Genomic DNA, 19,569 nt, shown 5'->3' with positions numbered 1-19,569 from the left:
TCTATTCTAACGAATGGCTTTTATTGGAAAAATTGTGGCGCCTTTTCGCAGTCTATCAGCACGATTGCTGATACTGACGCTTCTTTTTGTCATGCTGGCGGAAGTCCTTATTTTTGTCCCGTCAATTGCTTTCTTCCGGCTGAACTATCTGGTCAAAAAGACAGAGTTTGCCCATTTGGCTACCCTCTCTCTCTTGGCGTCACCGGACAACATGGTATCCGATGAACTTCGGGAAGAATTGTTGTTTCGGGTTGGCGCGCGCAGTGTTGTTCTACATGGCGCGAATTCCCGGCTTTTGATTCTGAGCGAAAATATGCCTATCAGCATTGACGCGGAGTTTAACCTTGCGGACCAGAATCCGGCGCTTCTGATTGAACATGCCTTTATGAGCCTGATGGTGGGGCCTGACCGGATTATCCGTATTATCAGTCCGATTGAAAACGAGCCAAACTCATCGCTTGAGGTGGTCATTGATGAGGCGCCCTTGATCGATGCCATGTATGACTATGCCTGGAACATTTTTTGGCTCTCACTGATGATTTCCTCGCTGACGGCAATACTTGTATATCTGGCGTTGCACTGGCTGTTGGTGCGCCCGATGCGGCGACTAAGCGAGAGCATGATTGCCTTTCGCCGGGCGCCGGAGGACGTGAGTACCGCGGTTGTCCCGTCGCGGCGGCGCGATGAAATTGGTGTCGCTGAGCGGGAGCTAGAGATCATGCAGTCGCGCCTTCGCTCTGCCCTGACACAGAAACAGCATCTGGTCGCGCTCGGGATCGCTGTTACCAAAATCAGCCATGATTTGCGCAATATCCTCTCCACATCACAAATCGTGAGTGATAGCCTTTCTGAGATAAAAGACCCGAAGGTTCAAAAAGTCGTACCTCGGCTGATGACCAGTATCGATCGCGCGATTGACCTGTGTACGCAAACGCTCAAATACGGGCGGGCCGATGAGCGGGAACCCAAAAAGGAACGCTTCCTTCTGGAGCCATTGGTGAATGAGGTTAAAACCTCTGTTGGTTTGCGGGAAAATAACGGCATAACCTGGCAGAACCGGATTCCGGCGGGGCTCATGTTGAACGCGGACCGGGACCAGTTCTACAGGATATTGTTGAACCTTTCCCGCAATGCCGTGCAGGCAATGGAGGGGGTGGGAAAAATTGAAGTTCACGCCCTGCGGGCCGGAACGCGAACCCTCATTCGTATCTGTGACAGCGGGCCGGGACTTCCCGTCAAAGCGAAAGAGCATCTTTTCGAACCATTCTCTGGATCCGCAAGGGCAGAAGGGACCGGCCTTGGACTGTCGATTTCCCGCGAGTTGATAGTCGCTCATGGTGGCCGAATTACGCTGGAGCGAACCGGAGCCTCCGGGACGGTCTTCTGCATTGAAATGCCTGATTAACGCTATTTAAACTGTCCATCCGTTACATTTCATGCCTGTAAACCAGCCCGGTCGTAGTGTCCGGAAATCAGGATGATCTGCATGCGGAAAATGCGGTGTTTAAAAATAAGCCTTCTACTGGGTGCCGCACTCGTTACCGGCGGCTGTTCCAGCGATGTGTTCAAGAAAGTTGATCGGGAAGTTGCCGGATGGTTCGGCGAGTCATGCTCCTTCACCAATCTTTCCAGTGGAGATGATTTTTGTACGCCCGAGAAGGAAGCTCATATGCAACCCTTGGTCTACTGCTATAAAACACTTGGCTCCGTAAATTGCTATGCAGAAGAAAACCCTTACCATACCGAACGTTCCGTGCGTGTCAGAAAGGCGCCAGCACTCGCTTCGTCAATCGAAAATGACAGTCAGGTTATGGAATTTGCCCCTGTTCAATCCGCCAAGTCCGACCCGACGGTTAAAGAATAGATACGCCCGTTATCCAGCTTTCTTAAAATGGCCTGTTTATTTACCGGATAATGTTGCTACCTTGTCAGAATGACCCGGTGAGGAGGCACGGCTGGCTATGACATGGAACCCTGAACAATACTCTCTTTTTTCTGACCATCGGCTACGTCCGGCCATCGATCTTCTGTCTCAGGTTCCATCTCACGCGCCGTCGGTGATTTATGACTTGGGATGTGGCACCGGCAATGTGACCGCGCTCTTGTCGCAACACTGGAACGAAGCAGTTGTCATTGGTATCGACAGCTCGGAGGATATGCTTGCAAAAGCGAAACGGGAGCATCCATCCATTGAATGGAAGGTCGGCGATATCGCTGAATTTTCTCCCACAAGTAAGGGCAACCTTATTTTCAGTAATGCGGCGCTGCATTGGCTGGATGACCATGAGAAGCTATTCCCGAAGCTTTTGGAGCAGCTCCGCCCGGGGGGCGTTCTGGCCGTGCAGATGCCAAACAATTTTTCGGCGCCTTCCCATGAAGCGTTGTACGATCTTGCACAGTCTGAGGAATGGATAGACAGGCTGGGATCACTTGTCCGACCCGCACCGGTTCATAATATAAACTGGTATTTTGATTTGCTGTCGCCGCTGGCCGACAAAATCAACATATGGGAAACAACCTATTTTCAGGTACTCAAGGGCAGGGATGCCGTCCTTGAATGGACACGGGGAACGGCTCTGAGACCATTTCTTGCCGCGCTTGACGGTAATGAGATCGGTGCTTTTGAAAGCCAGTATGCCGAGCGTCTAATGGAGGCTTATCCGGTACGTCGTGATGGATCGACCCTGTATCCGTTTTCCCGCCTCTTTATTGTCGTACAGTTGCCGGAGGATTGAGGAAGTTGATCAGGCGTTTATTGTGAAAGGACGATGCCTTCCCGCCTGGGGTCCGCTCCCCCTTCCAATCCTTTCGGCGTCATCAGGATGCCATGAAGGCCGCTGTTGAGACTGCGGACATTCACTTTGTACCCAATTTCCTCCAGCGGTTCCTGATGATCCGCAACGGCTGTATCCGCCTCAAGATCAAGGGCTCCGTTCCGGTTGACGAAATGCGGAAAATCAATTGCCTCCTGCATTCCCATTTTCCAGTCCAGTGTTGCAACAACTGTCTTCAGCACATAGCCGATAATCCGGCTGCCACCAGGCGAGCCGATAACCATCTTTAAATTACCGTCTGCATCAAACACTATCGTTGGCGACATGGAGCTGCGCGGGCGTTTGTTCGGTTGAACGCGATTGGCAACCGGTCCGTCCTCCGTTTCGGGGGCAAAGGAAAAATCCGTCAACTGATTGTTGAGAATGAAACCGCCAACCATCAACCGCGAACCGAATACATTCTCAACTGACGTTGTCATGGATACTGCATTTCCGAAACTGTCCAGAATGCTGAAATGGCTGGTTGACGGAAGCTCAATGGCGTTATCAAGGCCGAGCGATCCCTGCTTTTGCAGCGGCACGCCAGCCTCGAACGGCAGTTGTGATTCGCCGGGCGAGATGAGATTTGCCCGGCTTTTCGTGTAATCAGGACTTAATAACCTATTGATTGGAATATCAATAAAGTCTCCGTCCGCGAGATATTTCCCCCGGTCGGCAAAGGCCAGCGCACTTGCCTGCGCGATGAGGTCAATCGCTTCAGTACTTCCCGGTTTAAGTGTAGGCACATCCCAGTTCTCAAGTATTCGTAGCGTCTGTAATAATGTGATGCCGCCCGAGGTGGGTGGGCTCATCCCGCACACCCGATGTGCGCGATAGGGCGCGCAAACTGGCTCCCGTTTGACCGCCTTGTAATTAGCCATATCAGCCAGGGACAAAACGCCGGGGTTCATATTGTCGCTGCGGACTGTCTCGACAATTTCCTCGGCAATCGTACCATGATAGAACGCATCCGGCCCTTCGTTCGCGATACGCGTCAATGTTCTGGCTAACACCGGATTTTTTAGCCGCGTCCCAGCTGCTTTTGCCGATCCATCGGTCTCATAGAAATAAGCCGCCGCCGAAGGCTTGGTTCTCAGGTATTCGTCGCGATCGAGAAGATAGTGGAGACGTGGGGAAATCAGGAACCCTTCAGTCGCAAGTGCAATGGCAGGAGTAAATAGATCTTTCCAGGGCAAGTTTCCGTGCACTTCATGTGCCTTTGCCATCATTGCAACGACGCCTGGCACGCCAACGGATCCGCCGCCGACAACAGCCTCATAGAATTTTTTCTTGCTGCCATCCGCATTCAGGAAATGGGTTTCTTTTATCACCGATGGGGCTTTTTCCCGTCCGTCGTAAGTTTCGAGTTGCTTTGTCCCCTTGTCAAAATACAGCAGGAACGCCCCGCCGCCGATGCCGGAGGATTGTGGCTCGACCAGGGTCAGCATCATCTGCGTTGCGATCGCGGCGTCAATCGCGCTGCCACCCCGCGCAAGCATATCCCGCCCCGCTTCGGCAGCCAGTGGATTGGCCGCGGAAATCATGAACTTCGGCGGTTCCTGAGCCTGGACCGGCCCTCTATGGAACAGGAAAGTCAAGGTCATCAACATGATGAGGCCGCATGAACGGATTAGTAAGGGCTGGGCGATGGGCATAAAATTCGCTTCCTTTTTTGACACCGCGTAGGTCACGAAGATCAGTTGACCCCTGCCTATGCCAAGGCTAACGTTGCGTAAGTAATAACAAAAGTTGATAACCATGAATAAACTTGGCGCGAGAAACCTTATCACAGATGTCGACGGTATAAAAATAGGCAATGCTGAGGACGCGCATGTAATGACCGGCGTAACGGCAATCGTTCCCGACACCGCTGCGGTCGCCGGGGTTGACGTTCGTGGTGGTGGCCCGGGCACACGTGAGACCGAGGTGCTAAATCCCGATTGCCTGGTGGAAAGGGTAGATGCCGTGGTGCTGAGTGGGGGGTCGGTTTTCGGGCTGGAGGCGGCCTCCGGTGCTATAATGGCTCTTGCCAGACAGGGTCGCGGTTTTGATGTCAGGGGACTGCATGTTCCGATTGTTCCCTCCGCCATTCTTTTTGATCTCGCGAATGCAGGAGACAAGAATTGGGGAGACATGCCGCCCTATCGTAACCTTGGAATGACCGCGGTCGGGAATGTGGAGGAAGATTTTTTACTCGGAAATATTGGGGCCGGATACGGTGCGGCGGCAGGACGGATTAAAGGCGGACTTGGAAGTGCGTCACTTGTGAGTGATGATGGCATACAGGTCGGCGCCGTCTTCGCGGTCAATCCGGTTGGTAGCGTTCTTGTCCCGGGAACACGGCATTTTTGGGCTTGGGCGCTGGAACAACAAGGGGAATTTGGGGGCCTCGGCGCTCCCGAAATTTCCGCAGACATACCTTTGGACATGCCAGCGGAGTCAAGATTAGCGGAAAATACTACCATTGGTGTTGTCGCGACAAACGTCACCCTCACCAAGTCGGAAGCAAAGCGTATCGCCATTATGGCGCATGATGGTCTGGCACGTGCAATTAGGCCTGTACATACCCCATTCGACGGCGATAGTATTTTTGCATTATCGACCGAGAAAATAGAGCTGTCGGGCCCAAGGGCAATGGGTGTGGCCAGGATCGGAGCGATGGCTGCAGATTGTGTCGCTAGATCCATTGCCCGGGCAGTTTATAACGCCACAAGTTTGGGCGGAATTCCGGGTTACTTATCGTAATAATGAGGCTTTTATATTAGGGAGAAAGCGAATGAAGAAATTACTAATTGCTACAGCCCTTGCCGGTGCAATGTTGGCGCCGCAAATGGCTTTGGCTGCGAATGACAGCGTGACGTTCGCCCAGCGGCTTGAGCCCCCCGGGCTCGATCCGAGAACGGGTGCCGCTGCGGCCATTTCATTGACCACGCTTTACAATGTGTATGAAGGGCTAACTCGCGTTGATGAAAAGAGCATGGTTCACCCTGCCCTTGCCGAAAGCTGGACAATCAGTGATGACGGCTTGACATACACATTCAAGTTGGTTGAAGGCGCGAAATTTCATGATGGAACGGACTTTGACAGCTCCGATGTCAAATATACGTTTGAGGCCAATGCCGCCGAAGATAGCCAGAACAAGCGCAAGGACCGCTTCACAAATATGGAAAGCATTGAGACACCGGATGCGAATACGGTCGTCATCAAGCTGAAAGAGCGGCGTCCGGACCTTCTGGAACAGCTGGGCGAATCGACGGCGGTGATTGTTGATCCGGCGTCGGATGCGACCAACGAGACGATGCCAGTCGGCACGGGCCCGTATAAATTTGACACATGGACAAAGGGCGACAGCCTGAAACTGACGGCTGCTGATACCTATCGCGATAAAGATGATGTGGCGATCAAGAAAGTTACCTTCCGCTTCATTGGCGATGGCTCAGCGCGGCTTGCTGCCCTTCTTACAGGGGATGTGGATTCAGCGGATATTCCGAATGAACTGATTGGCAATGATGCCTTGAAGGCGGATTTTGACATTTTGGTTGGAAACACCAATGGCGAAACCATCCTGAGTACGAACAATGCGAATGAAGCGTTATCCAAGCTCAAGGTTCGCCAGGCAATTGCCCATGCGATCAACCGGCAGGAAATTATCGATGGCGCGATGTTCGGATTTGGAACGCCAATCGGCTCGCATTTTGCCCCGCATCATCCGGACTATATCGACCTGACTGGTACCTATCCTTATGATCCTGAAAAATCGAAACAGCTCCTGGCGGAAGCCGGATATCCGGACGGGTTGGAACTTTCCTTGAAATTGCCGCCAGTGGATGATTATGCGCGCAAGGGGGGGCAGATCGTTGCGTCCCAGTTGGAAAAAGCCGGTTTCAAGATCAAGATCGAAAATGTCGACTGGCCGAAATGGCTGGATGAGGTCTACAAGAAGAAAAACTACGACCTTTCCATCGTCTCGCATGTAGAACCGATGGATATTGGTATTTATGCCCGTGAAGGCTATTACTTCAACTACAATAACACGAAGTTCAACGAGGTTGTCGCGGCGGCTGAATCCGCAGCTTCGGCCGCAGAACGTACCGAGCTCCTGCAGACCGCACAGAAAATGTTGGCCGAGGATGCGGTGAATGGGTATCTGTTCCAACTGCCACGTGTCATTGTGGTCCGCAAGGGTCTGAACGGCGTCTGGCAGGATATCCCATTCTTTGTGACGGACGTCGCCCGGATGTCTTGGAGCGAGTAACTCTTGCTTCATGCTTACAAAGCAAAACCCGCTGGCTCTCACCAGCGGGTTTCTTTTTTGAAGAAGGCAGGCAAAAAACCTCCTTCGCGGTATTTTTTGGTTTACGCAGCAGCACTCTGCCCGGACCCCAGGTAACTTTCCAGTTCGTCGGCACCCCCGATTTTTTCACCATCAATAAAGATCTGCGGTGTCGTTAATGCACCAGATACTGCCCGCAGGGACCGCATTGTTGCGTCGGTTCCAAGAACAATCTCCTCATAGCCGAGACCAGCTTTATCAAGTGCAGATTTCGCCCTTGCGCAGTGACCACAGCCCGGTTTCGTGAAGACCGTGATTGCCTGAGGTTTCTTCACCGATGGATCGAGATATTCAAGCATCGTATCCGCGTCGGAGACTTCGAACGGGTCACCTTCGACGTCCGGCTCGATAAACATTTTCTCGACGACGCCGTCATCGACAATCATGGAATAGCGCCATGAACGCTTACCAAAGCCGAGATCTTCCTTATCTACCAGCATACCCATTCCTTCAGAGAAAGTGCCGCAACCGTCCGGAATAAAAGTGATGTTCTCTGCATTCTGATCTTTTTTCCATTCATTCATGACAAATGTATCGTTGACCGACAGACAGAGGACATCGTCAATACCGCACTTCGCCAGTGTCGGCGCAAGTTCGTTGTAGCGCGGCAGATGTGAAGAAGAGCATGTCGGTGTGAATGCTCCTGGTAGAGCGAATAATGCGACCTTCTTGCCCTTGAACAATTCATCAGTTGTAACGTCCTGCCATCTATCGCCAACGCGGGTTTTAAAAGTGACGTTCGGGACCTTCTGGCCTTCCATATTTTTCATCTCTATCAACTCCAATGTTTCTATAATTCTGAAGACCTCCTTCATATAATTCATCACTTATTTTATGCAAGTAATTTTTAGAATTATTTTAATATTAGGTCGACTTGTGTCGGAGCTGTCGTGGAGCTGTGTCCTTTGAATTGGAAGTTGCAATAATGTGTGCCGGAAGTTCACGCGAATCCTGCTAATTGCTGCTGGTCATATAGGATTGCAGTTGATAAAGTTCCCACAAGGCGGTTACTTCCACCGTTATGGGTGGACTAAGAGGGAATATAGTGCGGGCAAACTTTTGTTCAAATCTATAGCTGCCCCCGCAACTGTGAGCGTCGAGGGGTTTTCGATGAGGCCACTGGAGAAATCTGGGAAGGCAGAAAACACCGGTACTGCGCGAGCCAGGAGACCTGCCGCTGAGAAAAGATAGAGTCAATTCGTCGGGTGAGACGAACATAGGAGAGAAACATGCGAAAAATAATAGCAGCGTTGACAGGACTTGCGGCTGCGGCCGTGCCGAGTATGGCCTTCGCCCATCACCCCATGGGAGGGGCCACCCCAAATACATTTATGGATGGATTCCTTTCAGGCATTGGCCATCCGATAATCGGAATTGATCATCTTGCCTTTATCGTTCTGGTGGGGCTGGCCGCAGTGTTCCTCACACGTAAATATATGGCGCCTCTTGTCTTCGTGGGCGGAACGTTGGCGGGCTGCCTTTTAATCGCAAATGGCACGGTATTGCCTTATGCTGAGTTGATCATTACCGGATCCGTTATTCTGCTGGGCGCCTTGGTCATGTCAGGCCAGAAAATCCCGTCAGCTGTCTATTTGGCAATTTTCGCGATCGCCGGAATTTTCCATGGCGGCGCTTACGGCGAGGCTATTATCGGCGCTGAAGCGACACCGCTTGTATCCTATCTGGCGGGGTTTGCGATTATTCAGTATTTGATTGCCATAGGCGCCGGTCTTGTGGTCGAAAGGATGTGGCGCGCTTCCGACGCTACCGCGACAAAGCCACGTATTGCCGGGGCGGTTGCCGCAGGTATCGGCGTTGCCTTCTTCGTGGAGAATGTCGAAGGCATGCTCTTCTGATATGCAAGGGATTATAGTTGCTGCTGCGGCTGTATTGAAAAAAAGCGACGGATAAAACCGTCGCTTTTCTTTTGTCCTCGTTCGGCAAATAGTTTACCGCACGTAAACATGCACCTCGTTCGATGTCACATTTGCATTTGAGGCACTCGAAAGATTCACTCTTGAAGCGGGCAGGCCCATGTCTGTGAGGGAGCGTAAAACCCGCTCTGCATTGCGCACGGATGTTGCCTGATTATTGGCGAGATTTCCCTGTAATGGCGCGATGGAGACGATATCAAAATTGGATTGCGGGCGTTCCTGCATTGCTTGGCTGACCGCATCATAAAGCGCCTGCTCATAGGCTACGTCTTCGCGGTCAAACCGAATGATGACAAGTGCCTGACGCTCTCCGGTCGCCGTATCGGCTTTCGCTGTTTGAAGGTAATTCCGTGTGCCGGCACTCGTGCCAAGGAACCCACCATTCTTGATAGCGATCGAGGTGTTGGTGAGGTTCATCCGCTCCGTCCCGACATAGGCCGTCTGACGGTTGATATCGTTTGTCAGCTGCGTCAGCAGACGATTTGTGAGGACCGAGGTTCGACTGGTTTCATCTTCCAGAACGGTCAGTTGACGATGATCTTCCTCAATAGCGCCGCTCAGTTCAAACGCAGATTGCACTGATTCGAGCAAGAATCCTACTTCACCGGCATCCCCCGCGACGGAGTTGGCAAGATTGTTCATGCGGGATACATCGGCCGCGATCTCTTCCAGGTCGCCTTGCGCTTCATTCCACTGACTGATCAGAATGGGATTGCCTTTTGTTGTTCCGATTTGAAGACGTGCGTTAATGGCGGCCATGGTACCATGATAGCGCTGCGACGTCGCCGTAGTAGAGGCTTCTATTTCTTCAAACTGGGCGCTGTTCTGATTTACGCGCGCTTGCAATGCTCTTAAACTATCCCGCAGAGTTTCAACTCTTTGGCCGACCACAGTTCCCGTACTAGGGGCCGAAGTAACTTCAGGCAGTGTATACCGCCCAGCAGGAGCAGGAGCAGCCGGCGCCATGGATTGTGTCGCCGTCTTGTCAACTCCCATTGCGGCCTTATCCTCTGCCGACAACTCAGTTTTCCCTGCATTCGCAGGCGCCGGGTCTCCGGTCAGGGGCGGAAGCAATGTTTCATCGACGAAAGAGCAGCTGGCGACGAATAACACGGCGCATAGTGCAATGGGGCGGGTAAGGTGGAAGACCATGATTGTACAACACTCTTTATTTCTGTGCGCGCAAGAACCCGGCAGCGGGAAACAAAACGCTTTACCATACCGGGCGGTTTTTGTAACCGGAAAACAGTGCAAGATAGTATCTAATGAAAAGCGTGGCGACAAGAACCGATTTCGAAACAACTTTTTACAAAAATCTGGTTTAATCGCTTGCAATGCCCCCCCCTTTTGATTAATTTCCCGATCCTCAGGCGGGCGGCAGTTACGATAATGCCCCCTATCGTCAACGGACAAGGTTGTCAATAAGCACCGGTAGCTCAGCTGGATAGAGCACTAGACTACGAATCTAGGGGTCGGGAGTTCGAATCTTCCCCGGTGCGCCATTTCCTCATTCATTTATCAAAACTGCTTCTTCCCTTCTGAAGCTTTTGCAGAGTGTTCTCCAGCACATTCAGAAATTGGCTGCGATCTTTCTTGCTGAAGGCGGCGTTATACCCGGCGATTTCCCCGGTCTGTCTGAGGTGACTGTTCAGGTCCCGCATGGCGAGGGCCATGCCGATAGATTGCTGGGTAAAGGCTTTGCCGGTGGGACCAAGGACAACGGCGGATTTTTGCAGTGCTTTGTCCGCAAGCGGGATGTCGGAGGTAATCACGACATCGCCCGCCTTCACATTTTCGGCAATCCAGTTATCCGCCGCATCAAAGCCGTCATCGACGACGATTTGCTCAATGAGGAGGCTCTGCGGAAGGCGCATCCAGCTGTTGCTGACCACATAGGTTACCAGTTTGTGCCGCCCGGCAACACGATACACCTCGTCTTTAACCGGGCAGGCATCCGCATCTATGAAGATTCTCGTCAAACTCTTGTTTTCTAACTCGCCATTTGGATGGCGTTCCAGACCTTCTGCGGAGTCGCCGGCATATCGATATGCCGGACCCCAATATCTTGGAGGGCATCAATGATCCCGTTAATCACAGCAGGCGGCGCGGCTATGCAGCCCGCCTCCCCACAACCTTTTACGCCCATGGGGTTCATGGTGCAGGGTACTTCGATTGTTTCATACAGGAGATCGACAGGAACATGATCTGCGCGCGGCATGCCATAGTCCATGAAGGAACCGGTCAGGAGCTGCCCATCGTCACTGTAGACGGTATGTTCCGTGAGCGCCTGGCCAATACCCTGACCCACGCCGCCGATCACCTGGTTGCGGACCAGCGCCGGATTCACAATGGTCCCGAAGTCATCAACGATGACATAGCGAACGACATCGGTTGCTCCTGTGAGCTCGTCAATTTCGACTTCGGCAATATGGCAGCCATTGGGGTAGGTAAAGGCCTCAACTGTAAAGCTGGCTTCGGCATTAAGTCCCTCGGCAAGGTTCTCCGGCAATTGTCCAAGACCGCGGGCGCGATGCGCAAGCTCAAGGATGCCGATTTTGCGGTCCGTTCCGGCAACGGCAAACTCTCCCTCCTCAGCGGAAAATTCAATGTCCACCGCTGCCGTCTCCAGAAAATGACCCGCAAGCTCTTTGCCCTTATTGATCACCTCGTCGCTCGCGGCATGAATGGCGGGGCCTTGCGTCGTCAGGGAGCGAGATCCTCCTGTACCACCACCGGTCTTGATCTTGTCCGTATCCCCCTGGATCACGTCTATATTCTCGAACGGGACGCCAAGTCGCTCAGCCACAATCTGGGCATAGGCCGTCGAATGGCCTTGACCGGAAGATTGTGTGCCGACAGCGAGGGTGACACGATTTTCATCCTCGAAGCGGATGGTCGCATTCTCGGTCGGGTTGCCGGCGGTCGCTTCGATAAAATAGCACATGCCGATCCCGCGGCGTTTGCCATTTTCCGCCGACTTTGCTTTACGGGCCGAAAAGTCTGACCAGCCAGAGGTTTCAAGTGCGCGATCCATAATCCGCTCAAACTCACCGCTGTCATAGACGCAGCCGGTCGCTGTCTTGTAGGGAATGGCGGCCACTGGAATAAAGTTCTTCCGGCGAATTTCATCTTGTCCGATGCCAAACTCCCGTGCGGCCTTGTCCATCAGCCGTTCGATAATATAGATCGCCTCCGGTCGGCCGGCGCCGCGATAGGCATCGACCGGCACAGTATTAGTGAAAACGCCTGTGCAATGGTAATAGAAATCGGGAATGTCATAGACGCCCGGCATCACCTTTACGGCGGCCATCGTCGGAATCAGCGGCCCAAATGTTGAGAAATAGGCGCCCAGGTTGGCGTTCGTTTCCACCATCATGCCGGTAATCTTCTGGTCTGCATCAAAGGCAAGCTTGGCGTGTGTGACATGGTCGCGCCCTTGAGTGTCAGAGAGGAATGCATCGCTTCTCTCGCCCATCCATTTAATCGGTCGGCCAAGCTTGCGGGATGCCCAGACCGTTGCCGCACATTCGGAATAAAAGAAGAGCTTCATCCCAAACGCACCGCCGACATCCGGGGTGATAACCCGGACTTTTTCCTCGGGAACGTGCAATATGGAATTGGCGAGCAAGGACCGAAGGACCCAGCCGCCCTGTGTTCCCATGCGGACTGTCATTTTCTCTTCAGTTGTGTCCCAATCAGCGATCAGGCCGCGCGGCTCCATCGAGTTTACGACAACCCGGTTGTTGATCAGGTCAATCTCGGTGACATGGGCCGCATTGGCCATCACATCGTTGATATTCTTTTCGTCACCCTGCGCCCAGTCGAACGCCACGTTATTCGCGACGCTATCATGAACGAGCGGCTGTCCGTCTTCATTTGCGGTTTTCGTATCGACAACAACATCCAATTCGTCGAAATCGAACATGATCAGCTCAGCGGCATCTTTCGCCTGAGCAAGGCTCTCTGCAACGATATATGCAATATTGTCGCCAGCGTAGCGGACTTTGTCGGTAGCTAGAACGGCATGACCGGGATCGGAGCGATCACTGCCATCGCGGTTTTTTAGCGGAATCATGCAGGGGAGCTGGTTGGCCTTGTCTGCCTCAAGTTCCGTGCCAAGGATGATATCGACTACGCCGGGGGCCGCGCGGGCATCATCAACATCAATCGACAGTATCTTCGCATGAGCGACAGGGGATCGCAGCATATATCCATATAGCTGCCCATCCAGTGTGATATCATCCGTGTACTCGCCCGATCCGGTGATGAGGCGAAAATCTTCCTTGCGTTCAACCGACTGATTTACACCGAATTTGACCATTGTGTTCGTTCCTCTTTTTTATTGAGGCGGCTGGGTTGGCCGCAGTTTCTATATCCATACTATCAGAAGTGCGATGGGGGACTTCAAGTCCTGTTTTCGGTTTCCGGGCGGATCAGGCGACTATTTTGGCTGCTCCCACATCACGCCATCGCGGATGAAGCTTTCAACTTCGCTTTCTTCAAAACCATGTTCCTTGAGAATTTGGCGTCCTTGTGCCCCGAACGCCGGGGGGGCGGTTTTCGCGGATCCCGGCGTGCGGCTCAACTTCACGGCAACACCTGTGCCGGAATATCCGTCCATCTCGACAACCATGTCGCGGTGCCGGGTATGCGGATGGTTGAGCGCTTCCGGCGCTGACATTGCGGCACCTGCAGGCACACCGGCCGCCAGAAGCTTTGTTGCAACCTCAACCCCGTCTGTATCAGCAAAGAGTTTGACAAGCGCGTCGTTCAGGGCTGAGCGATTGGCGACCCTGAGCGAGTTGTCCGCGAAACGAGGGTCGTTGGAAAGCTCCGGCTCACCGAGTGCAGCACAGAGTTTCGTAAACTGTCCATGGTTGCCCACACCAAGAAATACCGGTGTCGTCCGCGTTGGATAGAGATCATAAGGCGCGATATTTGGGTGGGAATTTCCGGTCAGCTTCGGGGCATTGCCGGACATCAGGTAATTGGGTGCATGAGGATGCTGAAGCTGTATGCCCGTGTCGTAGAGAGAGGCCTCGACCGATTGTCCCTTACCAGAAACATGCCGCTCATTCACGGCCATAAGAATACCGATGGCGGCATTCATGCCGGTTCCGAGATCGACCAGCGGTATTCCGATACGGACCTGGCCTGATTCCGGTGATCCGTTCACACTGATAAGACCGGCCCAAGCCTGGATAACGGCGTCATATCCGGGATATCCGCCAAAAGGTCCATCCGCCCCAAAACCGGTGACACGGCAATGGATCAGCCGCGGAAACTTTTTTGAAAGAACCTCTTCATAACCAAGCCCCCATTTCTCAAGGCTACCAGTCTTGAAATTTTCAATCAGGACATCCGCATCCTCCAGCAGCTTGAGAACAATTTTCTTCCCTTCTTCCGAACGGATATCAAGGGCAATCGAGCGCTTGTTCCGGTTCGTTCCAGAGAAATAGGCGGCGAGGCCTTCCTCGTTATAGGGTGGGCCCCAGCCTCTTGTCTCGTCACCTTGTGGCGGTTCGATCTTGATAACGTCCGCTCCATGATCTCCCAGCATCTGAGTGCAAAAGGGGCCGCCCAGAACACGGGATAAATCAATTACTTTCAAGCCCGCAAGGGCACCTTTGCTTGACATGTTGGTCCTTAATTCTTTCTTGTTACGCTTTTGGATATTATTTTACTGGCTCGGCTTCGGAAGTCACTGGAAATATGGAAGCAGCAAAATTTGGATAAACCTCGGATACTTTCCGACTGACCTCTGTTTCCAGTAGCTTCAACAGCTCTGGATCCGGCGGTGGCGTTACGGGAGTGCTCTCCTCATAATCGAACGCGAATCCAGTGTTATCAAGGATGTCTTCCAACGAACTGCTGGGGTGGATTGATTGTAGCGAAAACTGCCGCTTTTCACGGTTGAACCTGAAAAAGGCCTTGCTGGTGATCAGGCCATAGGGACCACCCTTGCGGTATATTTTTTCATCCGATATGCCGGGCGCGCTGATAAAGTCCACCTTCTCGACCAAGGTGCGCCGGGTATGTTCCTCACGAAAGAGAATAACCTTCGGAATCAGAAAATAAAGATAGGCGGAACCAAACGTTCCGGGCCATCTCGGCGCTGACGTCGGATAGGGCCCGCGGCCCATCAGGTTGATGTTTGCTTCGCCATCTATTTGTCCGCCACCGAGGAAAAAGGCATCAATCCGCCCTTGCGCGGCACAATCAAAAAGTTCGCCACCTCCGCCCGTGAAAAAATTATTTGCGACAGATCCCAGAATATTGACATGACGCGGTGACCCCCAGGCAGCTTTAGCGAGCAGCGCGGCCGCACCAGGAATTGGAGAGGCAGCGCCAACCGCAACATGATTACAATCGCGCAGGAGGTCGGCAATCAGGCAGATCAGCGCCTTTTTTTCATCCGCGGCTGTCATGCCATCACACTTTCACCAAAGATATAACGCTCCAGATACTCGTTAAATCCGGCATCGCTTGCGGCCATTTTCATATATTCGCGCATATGCGCATCGTCTACCTTCGCGCCGTTCCAGAAAGGCAGTGGCCAGCTTCCATTTGGCGCATGGCATATTTTCCCGACATAGAGCGCCGGCAGGACACCAGCGGCCATTTCTTCTGTCTCGAATAGGCTTGTCTCGCGTATCTCATCTACCGTAACGAAGGCGGATTTCGAAGCATGGGACATGTTCACAAGTTCACGTTTCCGGCCAAGCCAGACATTTCCGTCCCGATCGGCAAGGGGCGCATGAAAGAGGGCAATGTCGGGCTGAATGGCAGGTATAGCGACGATCGGATCTTCGTTCTCGGAGAATGGGTTCTGGATGACCTTCCAGGCCGGATGGTATTCAAGTACATCGCTTCCCAATATTCCACGGAGTGGCATGAAGGGAATACCTTTTTGCGACGCCTGCAGCCCTGCATGGATTGCGGGGCATGTCGCGTCAACCAGGCGGATCGATCCTTCGCGCACGGCTTTTGTAAAGCGTGGGGCAGGGCCGTATTCACCCAAGGTTAGCGCAGAACTTTCCAAGGTTGCAACACATCCTGCGCCAATCAGAAGCTCGGCCTGCAAACCACTTGTGGGGACGCCGACTAGATGCAAGTTCCTTGCCTTGCGGCGGATCAGCGCCCTTGTCGCCACCATAGTGACGCCTGCATAATCCGCAGGGATCGCAAGCTTGGCGCCATCGGGGATGGCGTTTGCAAAATCATCAATTGAAAGATCGTTATATTCGGCAGGCATGTTCTTGTTCCTTATCTTCCATCCGGCCCCATTATGTTTGCGATCGTATCCCTCGTACAAGGAAAAATGGGGAAGCCCCTATAAGAAGGCAAACTATTGAATAGGAAAAAACCACATCATAGCTGCCGGTAATGTCATATAGCAGGCCGGAGAAGAAGGACCCGCTCGCCATACCGAGGCCGCCGCCGACCGAGATACAGCCGTAAATGGCACCGAAACTGCGGCCGCGAAAGAGGCGGGAGGCGATTGAACCAATCATCGGACCGCGAGACCCCATGGAAAGCCCGAAACAGAGGATAAATCCATATAAGGGAAGGAGACGGTCGGAGCTTTCCAATAGCCAGATGAAAATAACGGCAAGAATAGTGATGACATAACTGAACATGGCCGTCTTGAAAAGGCCGATTTTGAGTGCCAGGTAACCGGCCCCTAGCATTCCGACGGGTATTAGCAGGCCAGTCAATCCGAAATTTACCGACGCCTCAATCGGGCTAAACCCAACTTCGATCAGATAAGTGACAGCCTGGATTACAATAGAAAACATCCCGTTTCCTGTGAAAAAGAAGACTGCTCCCAATCCCCAAAAAGAGCCCGTGCGCAAAGCTTTGGGTATGGTCCACTCCACCTCGGGTACCTCTAATTCCTTGTCGGTCAGCGGGCGGGAGAGTTCCTTGCTACCGGCGGCTATATTTCGCCATGGCAAGAACAGGATTAAAGCCAGAACGCCGAAGACGCAAAAGCCGAGATAAAGCTCTGCCTGTCGCCAGCCATAACTTTCAATCAATATTTGCGAAAGCGAGAGGCCGAGCAATGTGCCCGCTCCCATGGAAGAGTATATAATTGCCAGGGCGAGGGGGATCTGCGTTCGGAACCAGCGGCTGGCGAGGGCCGCATTCGGGACGTTGCCACAGCAGGAGGCGGAGAAGCCAATGAGTAGGCTGATACTGAAATAAAAATGCCAGATGTTCGTTGCGAAACTTGCCAGTGTCAGGCCTATGCCGGCAAAGACAATCCCCAATGCGTAGACGTTGCGTGGTCCCAGCCGGTCAAAAAGGATGCCGACGATGGGCCCCGTCAGGCCGGTTATCAGCCCGCCGCCGGAGTATATCGATGCGATTGTTCCGCGGGACCATTCGAATTCACCGCCAAGGGGGGAGACAAGGTTCGGAAAATTCTCGAATGCGAATTTTCCAACCATCCCCATAAGAAAGCAAAGGAGAAGTACACCTATTGCGACCGGGACAAACTCTGTTTTTCTGGCTTGGGTCAAATACCCCGCTCCGTTCTTTTTGTTTTTGCCGGGAAAGTAAGGGGCGGTGGCCCATATCAGCTAGGGTAGCCCAACTGGCACCAAAATTAAATGTTCTTTTGTCGTGTGCGGTCAGTCTTTTCGATAAATTATCGACGCCAGCCAACCAGCAAACAGAGCGACGATGATGGCAGCAATACCGTACAGCGCTGGATAATCTTGGGCGAAATCGAAAATTGTCCGGCCAAGTCCCGATTTCTTGATAAAGAGGGGGGAGGACTGCGCACTCATTAGCTCTCCGTCCCTGAAAAGATAGAATTCTGCGATGTAATCGCCAACAGGAACATTGGCGGGAATCGCAATCGTTGTCCGGAACAGGGTGTCGCCTAGAAAATATACCGCAGCAGCTTGATCTTTATATAGATCTTCGCGAGCTTTTTGACGGACAATTGCCTCCTCAAACGGGAGACTGATATTGGCAGGCTCATTCGCCCGGAACCGCAGTCGGGATGGGCCAAGGCGCAAACGCTTCAGCACGTCTGGCGGCGCAATGTCCTCAACGGGACGGTTGCTTGCAAGGGCGTAAAAGCTCGGAACGCGTGAAAATTCTACCGCATCTGTATTGATCCAGATTCCAGCCACTCTCTCCTTACGCCGTACAATGACATCCTTTTCCGGGCCCCGCACAACGACCAGAACATCACCTTGACCTTGTCCGAAATCATCATCTTCGTACTGGATCGCACCGAATAGAAGCAGCTCCGTACCAGTGAAATCAGATGTGACGGAAATAAGGTGCGACGAAATGTCGGTCACGAGCGAAGACTGGGCCCGGGCAGGCTCATTCGTTATTAAGCAGGTGGCACAGATTACCGTCAGGGAAAGGGTGAGGATACGAAAGGCAAGCGTCATCGTTTCCTATTTCCCTCCATAGCCGAGGGAATATAGATCGTCGGGCGTAATCACCAGATCGAACGCCAGTTTGAGGCACACAATCAGGACAATCAGGGCCAGGAGGATACGAAGCTGTTCGCCGCGGAGCTTGGTTCCCATTCTTGTGCCGATCTGGGCACCTACAACCGAGCTGCTCATCAGGAGGAGGGCGAGCATGATGTCGACCGTCTGCGTGGCCATGGAATGAAGCAGCGTCACATTCATGGTGACAAAAATAATCTGGAATAGTGATGTGCCGATCACAACGGACGTCGGCATCCCAAGAAGATATATCATGGCGGGAACCACCACAAATCCGCCCCCGACGCCCATGATGCTTGAGAGAATGCCGACAAGAGCCCCAAGACCGAGCGGCATCAAGGCGCTGATATAGAGTTTGGATTTGCGAAACCGCATTTTAAAGGGCAGACCGTGGATCCAGTAATGCTGATGTAGCTTTTTCCGACGAACGTTTCCTTTTCGGGTATTGATCATCGCCTTTGCGCTTTCGGCAAACATCAACGCCCCGATTGTTCCGAGAAAGATCACGTAAGATAAAGAAATCATCAGATCGACCTGGCCGATCGATGTAAGCAACGTAAATATCCAGGTGCCGATCAGCGTTCCGAAAATGCCTCCGATAAGCATGACCGTGCCCATCTTGAAATCAACATTTCCGCGCCGCCAATGGGCAAGAACACCTGAAACACTGGTGGCTGTAATCTGGTTGGCCACCGAGGCAACGGAAACAGCGGGAGGGATGCCGACAAATATTAGCAGAGGCGTCATCAGGAACCCTCCGCCAACGCCAAACATACCTGACAAAAAACCCACCAAACCACCCATGCCCAAGATCAAAAACAGATTGACTGAAATTTCGGCAATGGGCAGATAAACAGTCATTCGACAGCTTTGGCCTTCTAGATTTATGTAGTTCGGACGGGGAATGGTGCCGATTCTTCTGGCTATACATGAAAAGGCAGGGAAAGGGAAGAGGACGCGGGGAAAAGGTCGATTTTATGGCCGATTTTCTGCGGTTGGCCTCATTGTTT

The 19,569-nt window shown here is 52.7% G+C and carries 17 protein-coding genes, 1 tRNA gene and 1 riboswitch; of the genes, 7 read left to right on the top strand and 11 right to left on the bottom strand.

The window, feature by feature from the left end; all coding sequences use genetic code 11:
• The first annotated feature begins 34 nt into the window (after nt 1-34).
• From AACZ19_RS11500 to AACZ19_RS11490, 3 genes are all read left to right on the top strand, one after another.
• Nucleotides 35-1,405 carry a HAMP domain-containing sensor histidine kinase gene (locus AACZ19_RS11500; protein ID WP_339634051.1) on the top strand — a complete coding sequence of 457 codons (1,371 nt, stop codon included), beginning with the start codon at nt 35-37 and terminating at the stop codon, nt 1,403-1,405.
• Between the two features lie 81 nt (nt 1,406-1,486).
• Nucleotides 1,487-1,864, top strand: coding sequence for a hypothetical protein (locus tag AACZ19_RS11495; protein WP_339634049.1), 378 nt, complete (start codon nt 1,487-1,489; stop codon nt 1,862-1,864).
• Nucleotides 1,865-1,961: 97 nt separating this feature from the next.
• Nucleotides 1,962-2,735, top strand: a complete 774-nt coding sequence (locus AACZ19_RS11490; protein ID WP_339634047.1) for a methyltransferase domain-containing protein — start codon at nt 1,962-1,964, stop codon at nt 2,733-2,735.
• 17 nt (nt 2,736-2,752) lie between these two features.
• Here the strand turns inward: AACZ19_RS11490 and ggt are convergent, their stop codons facing one another.
• Nucleotides 2,753-4,468, bottom strand: coding sequence for a gamma-glutamyltransferase (gene ggt, locus AACZ19_RS11485; protein WP_339634044.1), 1,716 nt, complete (start codon nt 4,466-4,468; stop codon nt 2,753-2,755).
• A 103-nt stretch (nt 4,469-4,571) separates the two neighbouring features.
• Between ggt and AACZ19_RS11480 the strand changes: the two genes are divergently transcribed.
• Together AACZ19_RS11480 and AACZ19_RS11475 are read left to right on the top strand one after the other, a co-directional pair.
• Nucleotides 4,572-5,558, top strand: a complete 987-nt coding sequence (locus AACZ19_RS11480) for a P1 family peptidase (protein WP_339634042.1) — start codon at nt 4,572-4,574, stop codon at nt 5,556-5,558.
• Nucleotides 5,559-5,589: 31 nt separating this feature from the next.
• Nucleotides 5,590-7,068, top strand: a complete 1,479-nt coding sequence (locus AACZ19_RS11475) for an ABC transporter substrate-binding protein (RefSeq protein WP_339634040.1) — start codon at nt 5,590-5,592, stop codon at nt 7,066-7,068.
• A 101-nt stretch (nt 7,069-7,169) separates the two neighbouring features.
• Here the strand turns inward: AACZ19_RS11475 and AACZ19_RS11470 are convergent, their stop codons facing one another.
• On the bottom strand, nt 7,170-7,916 hold the full coding sequence (locus tag AACZ19_RS11470) for a glutathione peroxidase (RefSeq protein ID WP_339634038.1): 747 nt from the start codon (nt 7,914-7,916) through the stop codon (nt 7,170-7,172).
• Nucleotides 7,917-8,133: 217 nt separating this feature from the next.
• A riboswitch (cobalamin riboswitch) is annotated at nt 8,134-8,340 on the top strand.
• A 35-nt stretch (nt 8,341-8,375) separates the two neighbouring features.
• Here AACZ19_RS11470 and AACZ19_RS11465 point away from each other — a divergent pair.
• Nucleotides 8,376-9,002, top strand: a complete 627-nt coding sequence (locus AACZ19_RS11465; RefSeq protein ID WP_339634036.1) for a HupE/UreJ family protein — start codon at nt 8,376-8,378, stop codon at nt 9,000-9,002.
• Between the two features lie 93 nt (nt 9,003-9,095).
• Here the strand turns inward: AACZ19_RS11465 and AACZ19_RS11460 are convergent, their stop codons facing one another.
• A complete protein-coding gene (locus tag AACZ19_RS11460; protein ID WP_339634034.1) occupies nt 9,096-10,232 on the bottom strand; it encodes a hypothetical protein in 1,137 nt (378 codons plus the stop codon).
• A gap of 273 nt (nt 10,233-10,505) precedes the next feature.
• On the opposite strand from AACZ19_RS11460, the gene AACZ19_RS11455 reads away from it, so the two are divergent.
• Nucleotides 10,506-10,582: transfer RNA gene (locus tag AACZ19_RS11455), tRNA-Arg, on the top strand.
• Between the two features lie 9 nt (nt 10,583-10,591).
• Here AACZ19_RS11455 and AACZ19_RS11450 read toward each other — a convergent pair.
• The 8 genes from AACZ19_RS11450 to AACZ19_RS11415 form a co-directional block, all read right to left on the bottom strand.
• Nucleotides 10,592-11,059, bottom strand: a complete 468-nt coding sequence (locus tag AACZ19_RS11450) for a YaiI/YqxD family protein (RefSeq protein ID WP_339634032.1) — start codon at nt 11,057-11,059, stop codon at nt 10,592-10,594.
• An 11-nt stretch (nt 11,060-11,070) separates the two neighbouring features.
• A complete protein-coding gene (locus AACZ19_RS11445; protein ID WP_339634030.1) occupies nt 11,071-13,401 on the bottom strand; it encodes a xanthine dehydrogenase family protein molybdopterin-binding subunit in 2,331 nt (776 codons plus the stop codon).
• Nucleotides 13,402-13,521: 120 nt separating this feature from the next.
• Nucleotides 13,522-14,718 (bottom strand): CaiB/BaiF CoA-transferase family protein, encoded by a 1,197-nt coding sequence (locus AACZ19_RS11440; RefSeq protein WP_339634028.1) that lies wholly within the window; start codon nt 14,716-14,718, stop codon nt 13,522-13,524.
• Nucleotides 14,719-14,755: 37 nt separating this feature from the next.
• A complete protein-coding gene (locus tag AACZ19_RS11435) occupies nt 14,756-15,508 on the bottom strand; it encodes a CoA-transferase (protein ID WP_339634026.1) in 753 nt (250 codons plus the stop codon).
• Nucleotides 15,505-16,335: a CoA transferase gene (locus AACZ19_RS11430; RefSeq protein WP_339634024.1), complete on the bottom strand. Its 831-nt coding sequence runs from the start codon at nt 16,333-16,335 to the stop codon at nt 15,505-15,507. The genes AACZ19_RS11435 and AACZ19_RS11430 overlap by 4 nt, the downstream gene beginning before the upstream one ends.
• 31 nt (nt 16,336-16,366) lie before the next feature.
• Nucleotides 16,367-17,605, bottom strand: coding sequence for an MFS transporter (locus AACZ19_RS11425; protein ID WP_339634022.1), 1,239 nt, complete (start codon nt 17,603-17,605; stop codon nt 16,367-16,369).
• Between the two features lie 111 nt (nt 17,606-17,716).
• The gene (locus AACZ19_RS11420; RefSeq protein ID WP_339634020.1) at nt 17,717-18,496 is read right to left on the bottom strand and encodes a TIGR02186 family protein; all 780 of its coding nucleotides are present in this window, start codon (nt 18,494-18,496) and stop codon (nt 17,717-17,719) included.
• Between the two features lie 6 nt (nt 18,497-18,502).
• Nucleotides 18,503-19,363 carry a sulfite exporter TauE/SafE family protein gene (locus AACZ19_RS11415; protein ID WP_339634574.1) on the bottom strand — a complete coding sequence of 287 codons (861 nt, stop codon included), beginning with the start codon at nt 19,361-19,363 and terminating at the stop codon, nt 18,503-18,505.
• Nucleotides 19,364-19,569 lie beyond the last annotated feature (206 nt).

Origin of the sequence: uncultured Sneathiella sp., from assembly GCF_963973085.1 — a bacterium.
GTDB lineage: Bacteria > Pseudomonadota > Alphaproteobacteria > Sneathiellales > Sneathiellaceae > Sneathiella.
This window is presented reverse-complemented; position numbering and strand designations above follow the sequence as displayed.